The 9,225-nt window shown below is 60.6% G+C and carries 5 protein-coding genes; 2 read left to right on the top strand and 3 right to left on the bottom strand.

What is annotated here, in order from left to right; genetic code table 11:
* Together AB4043_RS05270 and AB4043_RS05265 are read left to right on the top strand one after the other, a co-directional pair.
* A partial coding sequence (locus tag AB4043_RS05270) for a DUF2339 domain-containing protein (protein WP_442306621.1) occupies positions 1-1,140 on the top strand: 1,140 nt, incomplete at its 5' end.
* Positions 1,141-1,146: 6 nt separating this feature from the next.
* The gene (locus AB4043_RS05265; RefSeq protein WP_442306620.1) at positions 1,147-2,397 is read left to right on the top strand and encodes a hypothetical protein; all 1,251 of its coding nucleotides are present in this window, start codon (positions 1,147-1,149) and stop codon (positions 2,395-2,397) included.
* Between the two features lie 49 nt (positions 2,398-2,446).
* Here AB4043_RS05265 and AB4043_RS05260 read toward each other — a convergent pair whose 3' ends face one another.
* From AB4043_RS05260 to AB4043_RS05250, 3 genes are all read right to left on the bottom strand, one after another.
* Positions 2,447-4,891 (bottom strand): 2-oxoglutarate dehydrogenase E1 component, encoded by a 2,445-nt coding sequence (locus AB4043_RS05260; RefSeq protein ID WP_442306619.1) that lies wholly within the window; start codon positions 4,889-4,891, stop codon positions 2,447-2,449.
* A gap of 258 nt (positions 4,892-5,149) precedes the next feature.
* Positions 5,150-8,383 (bottom strand): carboxypeptidase regulatory-like domain-containing protein, encoded by a 3,234-nt coding sequence (locus AB4043_RS05255; protein WP_442300672.1) that lies wholly within the window; start codon positions 8,381-8,383, stop codon positions 5,150-5,152.
* Positions 8,384-8,539: 156 nt separating this feature from the next.
* A partial coding sequence (locus AB4043_RS05250; protein WP_442306618.1) for a YeiH family protein occupies positions 8,540-9,225 on the bottom strand: 686 nt, incomplete at its 5' end.

Raw genomic sequence — 9,225 nt, 5'->3', positions numbered from 1 at the left:
GGGCAGAACCATGTGGTTTTTCTCTTCAGCTATCTCATTCTGTTGAGTGGCTCTGTGGCGGTTCTGCTGGTGTTCAAGGTATGGCCTCGTCTGTTGCTGGGAGCACTGGCGATGTCTTCGATCTACACCATTGGCTGGTATACGCGTTTTTTTACAGCGGATCAGTTCGGTCTGGTCAGCTTTTTCGTCCTGGTGCTCTTTCTTTTATTTGCGCTGGTGCCGTTCATCCAATCGTCGGAAGGGAACGCTGTGCTGTCGGTATGGCTGCCGCTGGCTGCAAGCGCCTATGGTTCGCTGACCTTTTATTCGTTGCTGCAGGATAGTGGGCGGCACGCATGGTTGAGCTGGGGAGCGGTTGCGTTCGCCGCCCTGTATCTCTTGCTGATGCGGCTGCAGATCCGACTGCGGCCGAACGCGGTTACCGAGGCAATTCACCTGTCGCTTGCGATCGTCTTCCTGACCATCGCGATTCCGCTGAAAGCGTCGGGGCGCTGGATCACCATCGGATGGCTGGCCGAGGGTGTTGCTTTGTACTGGATCGCAGCCGAGAAGATGAAGCACCAGGCAAGCAGCCTGCAGTCCAGCGTGCGCTGGCTTTCGTTGGGAGCGCTTGTTCTGGGGTACGTTGGAGCTATCACGTTGCCCTGGTGGACCCACAGCGGGCCAACTCCGTTTGCGAATGCTGGTTTCGTAGCCGAGGTTTGTGCCATCGCCGCGTTGGCGGTTGTGATCTGGATCGATCTCAAGCGTGGTCAGATGCAGATTCCCGCGATCGCTTCCGTAGCGTTAAATTTGCTTTTGCTTGTCACCGTACGCCGCGAGATCTTTGCGTTTTTAACCGTTCGGGCAACATTGGATGATTCGATTGCGTTGGAGTTCACTTTCTCGGCGTTCATGATGCTGCACGGTGCGGCACTGCTGGCGGTCGGCTTCTGGAAGCGTACAGCCTTCGTGCGCTGGCAGGGGCTGGTGCTGCTGGTCGCTACCATAGGGAAGGTCTTCCTGTACGACATGCGCAGCCTGTCACAGGGATACCGGGTTCTCAGCTTTATCGGCCTTGGTGCGTTGTTGATGGCCGTAAGCTTCGTCTATCAGAAGGACTGGCTCGGCCTGAAGGCCGTGTCCCGTTCAGAGGAGTAGTTTGTTGTGAAGTGGTTTGCCGCAGGGCTGGCGTTGCTGGTGGCAGCGACGGCTCCTTCCCCCCAACCTTCGGATTTCCGCTACCAGCGCCAACTGACCGCGCCTTCCGCAGGCGGTGCGGACCAGGCATGCGCCGTGCTGGACTCTGACGTATTTGCCCATGCTGCGCCGGCGTTGCGTGATCTGCGGCTCTTTGCCGGCGGACATGAGGTGCCATATGCCACCACGGTCTCCGAACCGGCCACGCCGGAGGCCGAGTCCGCACGGGTGCTGAATCTTGCAACCCAGGGCAATTCTCTCGTTTTCGATCTTGTGATGCCGGGACATCCGTATACCGAGATCGAGCTGAATCTGGCGGCAAAGGACTTTCTGGCGGCAGCGAAGGTCTCGGCGGGCAGTGAAGAGCTTGGCAGCTATACGATCTTTGATCTCTCAAGCCAGCATCTCGGCCGCAACACGACGCTGCATCTGCAGGAGAGCACCTTTCCCATCCTGCACGTCGAACTCATGCCGATTCCGTCGCAGGGGAATCCACATGCTCTTACGACAGGGAGTGTACGAGGAGCGACGATTCCGCCAAGCCGCGAGGAACAGACGCTCTACACCATCGTGGCTCACAGTACGAACTTCACCCAACAGGGGCGGCAGACGGTGATAACGATTGCGTTGCCGCCGCAGGTGCCGGTGGAGCGTGTCCGGTTCCAGATGCAGACAGAGAAGACTGTGAATTTTGCGCGCACGGTCAGGGTGACGGCGCGTGCGTCCGAGGAAGGCAGCCGCAGCGAGTCGGCTACGGGAGAGATTCTGCATGTGAAGATCACGCGCGGCGGGCGCGAGATTGAAGACGAGGATCTGACGATTCCGTTCACCATTGGAGCGAATCTACAGTCGCCGGCAACCGTGGAGATTGCCGTCGAGAACGGTGACGACCAGCCCTTGCCGATTGCCGCCGTCAACCTGGAGATGCGCCAGCGAAAGCTATGCTGGCAGGCGAACGTCGCCAGTTCGCCGGTGCTGTACTACGGCGATAAGACACTGCCGGCCCCGGTCTATGACTATGCGCGGATCTTTCCGGTAAGCGGACGACAGGCTGAGGCGACGATACGGGCGGAGGAGGGCAATGAGCTCTTTCACCAGGCACAGGCGAAGCGTCCACTGACCGACCGCTATCCGCAGTTGCTGTGGCTGGCGCTGATCGGTGTCGTAGGGACGCTGGGCCTGGTGGCGCTGCGGTCGGCGATGARGCTCCCGAAATAGCGATGCCCGGCACGAGGCCGGGCATTTTTATTTTGGTGATGGCTGAGGTCTAGATGCGTCCGAAGGCGATCTCCATCAGCAGCTTCTCTTCGATCTCGTGCGCCTTGGCCGASCCGGTGGCTGGGCTGGCGGCTGCGGCACGGTTGACAGTGCGTACCGGAATGTCGCCGGCGGCGTAGCGCAGCTTCGGGTTGATGTAGGTAAGCGGGCCCATGTTGGCTGGCTCTTCCTGCACCCAGACAAGCTCTTCGACATTCGGATGCTGTGCGATGGCGGCCTGCAGTGCAGCTTCCGGCCAGGGGAAGAGCTGTTCGATGAAGATAATGCCGGTCTCGGTGTCCTTGCGCTTGGCGCGCTCGACGCGGAGATTGTGTCCGACCTTGCCGCTGCAGATGAGCAGGCGCCTGGCGTTCTTGACCTCGCCCTCGGGCAGCACCGTCTGGAAGTGCTCGTGGCTGAAGTCAGCAATGGGAGAGATCGCATCCGGATGACGCAGCATGCTCTTGGGCGTGAAGACGACCAGCGGCTTGCGATAGGGCGACAGAGCCTGGCGGCGCAGCAGATGGAAGTACTGTGCTGCGTTGGAAGGTTGTGCCACGATCATGTTGTCCTGCGCGCACAGCTGCAGATAACGCTCCATACGGGCGGAGGAGTGCTCCGGACCCTGGCCTTCGTAGCCGTGCGGCAGCAGCAATACAACGCCGGAGAGCAGGTGCCATTTGGTCTCTGCTGCGGAGATGAACTGGTCAATGACCATCTGTGCGCCGTTGGAGAAGTCACCGAACTGCGCCTCCCAGAGAACGAGAGCTTCAGGGAAGTCACGCGAGAAGCCGTACTCAAAGCCAAGTACAGCGGCTTCGGAGAGCATGGAGTTATAGGCTTCGAAGTTCCCCTGCTTGTCGCTGAGGTGCTGCAGCGGCGACCAGCGGAACTCCGTCTCGGTATCGGTATAGAAGCTGTGGCGCTGGTTGAAGGTGCCGCGCTGCGAGTCCTGTCCGGAGAGGCGAACCGGTGTGCCGGACTCAAGCAGGGAGGCATAGGCGACCAGCTCAGCCATACCGTAGTCGAACGGACGCTTGCCCTCTCCCATCTCTTTGCGCTGAGCGAGAAGTGCCTTCACCTTGGGATGGATATTGAAGTCCGCCGGATAGGTAGTGAGCTTGTTGACCAGTTCCGCGATGCGTTCGGCGGGCAGGCCGGTGACGGTGTCGTCGTTGACCGGAAGATAGCCGCCCTTGTAGTTATCCCAGTACGCAGGCGCGTCGGCCATATGCGGGATCTCGGTGGCCTGCGTCGCTTGCTTCTGCGCGTTGAGCAACTCTTCCTGAACAGCCTTAGCTTCTGCTGACGGATCGATGCCGATCTTCTGCGCATAGGCCTGGTAGATAGCCGGACGGTCCTTGATCAGGGCATAGCGGCGCGGCTGGGTGACTGTCGGATCGTCTACTTCGGAGTGGCCGTGCTTGCGATACCCGATCAGATCGACCACAACATCAGAGCCGAAGGTCGCACGGTAGTCAGCGGCGATCTCCGCAACACGGACGACCGCGTCGACATCTTCCGCGTTGACGTGGAAGATGGGGATCGGCAGACGCTTGGCAAGGTCAGTGGCGTAGCGCGACGAGTTGGACTCTTGCGGCATGGCTGTGAAGCCGAGCAGGTTGTTGGTGAGTACCTGGATGGTTCCGCCGACGTTGTAGCCGTTGATTGTAGCCAGATTCAGCGTCTCGGCGGTCACGCCCTGTCCGGCGAAAGCTGCATCGCCGTGGATGACCATGGGAAGAACCTTCTTCCAACCGTCTGCGCCGATACGCATCTGCTTAGCGCGTACGCGGCCGATGACCACCGGATTCACCACTTCGAGGTGCGAAGGGTTGGAGGCCAGGTGCAGCGCTATCTTCTTGCCCTCGGGCGAGGTGTAGCCACCGGTGGCTCCTAAGTGATACTTCACGTCGCCGCCGCCCAACGTGGAGCGGGGATCGACATCTTCAAACTTGGTAAAGAGCTCCACAGCCGCGCGGCCGACGGTGTTGGTCATCACGTTCAGACGTCCGCGGTGAGCCATGCCAAAGACGCACGTCTCAACGCCTTGTGCGGCGCTGGTGGCGAAAAGCTGGTCGAGGAAAGGAATGAAAGAGCAGAGGCCTTCGAGGGAGAAGCGCTTCGTTCCGAGATAGCGGGCCTGGATAACCTGCTCGAAGATATCCGCTCGGATCAGCTGAGAGAGGATGCGCTTCTGGTCGTACTTTGGCGCCGGCCGCTCTATGCGATCCTGCAGCCACTGGCGTCGCTCAGGCGACGGAATATGCATGAACTCCGCTGCGATAGTGCCGCAGTAGTAGCTGCGAGCCTCCTGCGCGATTTCGCTGGAAAGCTCGTCTTCGGGCACATCGACCGGGAAGGGCTCCGGCGGAAGGTGCTGGCCCAGCGGATCAAGCTGTGCCTGCAGATAACCCCAGCGACGAAATACATCGAACACAACGTCGCGCGTCATTCCGGGTGCCGTTCCATTCTTTTGTGGGGTTGTGGTTTTCTTCCGTTCGACAGGAGCCTTTGTCGCCATTGCACCATCTTCTCCAAAAGGCGAATTTTTCCTCGAAAATCCGCCACACCTATGCTAAGCCTGCGCAGGTACTTTCGGCAGGGGTTTCAAGGTGTCCCGTATCGATTTTCGCATATTCTGTGCGCTAATCGGACGCGGCACAAAAATGGCGCGGCAACGGCCGCGCCATCTGTTTGAGTTATCGGCTACTTAGAAAGCCAGCTTGAGACCGAACTGTAACTGTCGGGAGGTAGTCGAGGTTGCGGTGATAGCGCCTGCCGTGGGCGAGGCCACCGCAGCGGTGGTCTGATTGGCGGCAGTGCCCTGCGTCGGGCCTGAGCTGAAGACGGTGGGGTTGGGAAGGGCGAAGTTGGTGTGGTTCAGGAAGTTGAAGGCCTCGGCGCGGAACTGCGCATTTACCCGTTCACCGACCTTGAAGCGCTTGAGCAGCGACAGATCGACGTTAAGGAGATGCGGTCCGGTAAGAGTGTCACGTCCCAGGTTTCCCACAGCGCCATAGTGAGGAGCGCTGAAGGCGGCAGGATTGAACCACTGGTTGACGGTATGCGGATAGAGGCTGCCGTTGAAGTTCGGATTGACGTCGGGACGTACGGGGTTGCGGGTGTCTCCGCTGCCGGTCGGGTTATAGCCAAGCTGAGGTGTGAAGGGGAAGCCTGACTGCAGGTTGGCGATACTGCTGACCGTCCAGCCATCGAGAGTCTGACGCGCAATGCCGGAACTGAGCCGGTGTGCGAAGGGGATCTCCCAGGTGCCGTTGATTGCAGCGTTGTGTTTGATGTCCGTAGCGGCACGGCCCCAGTCAAGCTTGGGGAAGTAAGGAACGCTGACGAAGGCAGGCGTGTTGGCACTGACGCTGGTGTTCCATGCGGAGCCGTTGTCGAGATTGCGTGCAAAGGTGTAGTTGCCGCGAATCTGCAGACCGTGCGAGAACTGCCGGCGGACGTCCACCTGCAACGCACTGTAGAAGGTGTTTGCCGCAGACCACCAGGAGGTGGTGTTGGCGACATTCGGATTCAGCTTGGTGGTCGTCGGATAGTAGACGGTGCCGGCGGCCAGTGATGCGGGGCAGGAGGGATTCGGGCAGACGACTGCAGCCGGCTCGTTGAGGTCGCCGGAGACGATCTGGTGGTAGCCGCGCGATCCTGCATAGCCGACGGTAAGGGAGGTATTGCTAGCGATCTGCTGTTCGACGCGCAACGACCATGCAATGACCGTTGGAGTGCGGATGTCGGGCTGTACGTTCGAGGGCGAGATCAGCGAACCGGCTGCTGCGGTTGTGGAAGGTGTAATTGCCAGACTGGATACCGGGACATTCTTGAAGGCCAGGGTGGTATTGAAGGGGGCGACCTGGGTCAGGCGGTAGTCGAGGTTATCCAGCAGTGCGCGATGAATACCCGCGCCGAGACGGATCGCGGTCTTGCCGCTGGCAAAGGGTGACCAGGAGAGGCCCAGGCGAGGCTCTGGGAGGAACTTGGCCTTGTTGTCGGAAAGCGCATACTTGCCGACTGTCGGGTTGGTGTCGATGACCCAGTTGTTGAGGTTGTAGTTGGCGGCGCGATTTTGCGTCTCGCTCCAGTTGCTGGCTGACTCGAAACGGAAGCCCGCGCGGATTTCGAGTCGCGGAGTGACGCGAAAAGTATCTTCGACGAAGCCCGCACCGAAGAGAGCGCGGAAGCCAAGCGCTGTCGGAGCTGGAACGACGCTGAAGGTGGCGGCTGTGCCTTGCAGGAAGGTGGTGAGCGTGGAGAAGGAGGCCTGGCCGTACTGGTTCTGCGCCAAAAGGTCGTTGGCCTGCAGCCGCTGCAGCCATACGCCGGCCTCGATCTGATGACGGCCCACGGTATAGAAGATGTGGTCGTCGAAGGTGAAGAGGTTGCGCACGGCGCGGTTGTTCGAACCCACGTTGGCGCCTGCGGTTGAGACCTGGGATACGCCGTTCGATGCAGTTGAGCCCGCGATCACGATGGCTCCGACGGGTTTGCCGACGACGAACGGTGTAACGCCATCCACTGGAACTTCGCCGGAGAAGAAGAAGGCCGCGCGCGAGTAGCCGAAGCGGGCAGTGTTCAACAGACGCGGTGAGAAGACGTGCTGTTCCTGCAGGCTGGTGACCTGTTCGCGCACATTTTCGTTGATCCACGTAAGCGGATTCACTGTCGGTGTGTGTGCGGTTGAGTCATCGACGGTGTAGACGGAGAAGAACTGGTCCTTGCTGCCGAGGTTCCAATCGAAGCGCGTGGTCCCGAAGTCTTCGCGGATACGCTGTACAGGATTGGAGTAGGCGTACGCCAGGCCTGAGCCGAGATCGGGGCCGTTGGCCTGCGGCCACAGCTTCAGCAGATTAGCAACGCCGGGCGCCACGCCGACGTAGGTCTCTCCGGTCCCGCTGCTGTTGGGGACGTATCCCTGGCGCGCGCGATCGTTGGGAACGATGGCCTTGTTGGAGAGGCCAAGATTCTGGCGATAGCCCTCGTAGTTGGCAAAGAGCAGCAGCTTGTCCTTGCGGATAGGTCCGCCGACAGAGCCGCCGAAGTTGTTGCGCTGGAACTGCGGGAGGCGCTTGCCGTTGGCTCCTGGCTGATCGAAGTAGTTGCGGGCGTCGAGCGAGGAGTTGCGCAGGAACTCGTAGACGTTGCCGTGGTACTGGTTGGTGCCGCTGGCGGTAACGATAGAGATCTGCGCACCCTGGCGCTTACCGTAGTTGGCGCCGTAAGTGTCGGTGATGACGTTGAACTCGCGCACCGCATCGACGCCGAGAAGCTGTCCGCTGGCGCCGCCGGGCGTGACGTTGATCAGCGAGGCGCCGGTGTATTCAATACCGTTCAGAAGGAAGATGTTGTCCTGCGGCCGGCGGCCTGCAACGGAGAACATGGCGCCGACCGATGAGTTCGAAGTGCCGACTGAACCGGAGCGCTGACCGGTGTAGTTGACCACGCCGGGATTGAGAGTCAGCAACTGATCGTAGGAACGGCCGTTGAGGGGAAGCTCTTTTACGGCACGCTCATCGACAAGGCCGGCGGTCTGCTGGGTGGACAGGTTGACGACCGGCGGTGTGTCGACCACGGAGACCGCCTGCGAGATCTCGCCGACAGTAAGCCGGATGTCAGCAGTGACAGCCTGTCCGACGACGACCGGCACGGCGGTAAGAGTCTGGCGGGCAAAGCCGTCCTTCTCGGCACTGACAGACCAGCGCCCGATGGTGACGGAGGGTGCGGAGTAGCGGCCCTGTGCGTCAGTGGTCAGGTGGCGTTCGGTGCCCGTCTCTTCGTTACGGACAATGACGGTTGCATCGGAGATGGCGGCTCCGCTGGCATCGGTAACCGTGCCGGAGATGGAGCCGCCCACCATCTGGGCGTGGGCTCGGAGGAGGGCGAAGCTGGCGAATAGGAGCAGGAATGCAGCGAAATATGCGATACGGCGCATGGAGTCAATCTCCTTGTGGTTCTTGGGTGCGCGTCTGCAGGGTGCAGCGCGGCTTAGATGTGAAGTGAAAACTGGCCAGAAGATGCAGGAAGGTGCGCAATACCCGAACGGGTCAGCGACAACAACAACAGGATTCTGCGGAGGCGCGGCGTGACATTAACGAATGTCTCCGCGGATGAAGGTCCAGTAGACCAGTCCAAGTGTGACCAGGGCGATGAAGATCTCGCCGAGAATGCCGACCACGATGGGCCGCCAGCCTTGCCCGGTCAGGTCGCGCAGGTTGGTGCGCAGGCCAACTCCGGCAAATGCCGGAAGAAACGCCCAGCGCGAAAGATTGCTCAGGCTGGAAAGCTGCGAGGTATTGAAGAAGCTCGAAGAAGCGAGCACCGAGATGACGAGAAAGCCGAGGATGAACTTGGGGAACTTTTGCCAGAGGAACAGCGCCTTATTCGGTACATCGGGCGCCTGTCCCTTGGAAGCCCAGTAGACGGCGTAACCGAGAACGACAAAGCCGATGAAGGCAGAGCGAGCTGTCTTGGCGAGGATAGCGAAGCGTCCGGCAACATCGCCGTAGAGCGCGCCGGTCACGGTAGCCTCGGCAGTGTTGTCAACGGCCAGGCCGGTCCAGATGCCGTAGCTCTCCTGGCTTAGATGGAGCAGGTGGCCGATCGCCGGGAAGGTGAAGAGAGCGATTGCGCCCAGCGTGAGAATCGCGGCGATCGAGGTGGAGACGTCTTCTTCCTCGGGCTCGATCGCTCCGCGCGCTGCCATGATGGCGGTGACGCCGCAGATAGAGGAGCCGATGGCGAGCAGCGAGGTCAGCTTCGGACGCAGGCCGAAGA

Source organism: Terriglobus sp. YAF25 (genome assembly GCF_052113305.1).
GTDB lineage: Bacteria > Acidobacteriota > Terriglobia > Terriglobales > Acidobacteriaceae > Terriglobus.
Note: the sequence above shows the minus strand (reverse complement) of the source record. Positions and strands in the feature narration are given on the sequence as shown.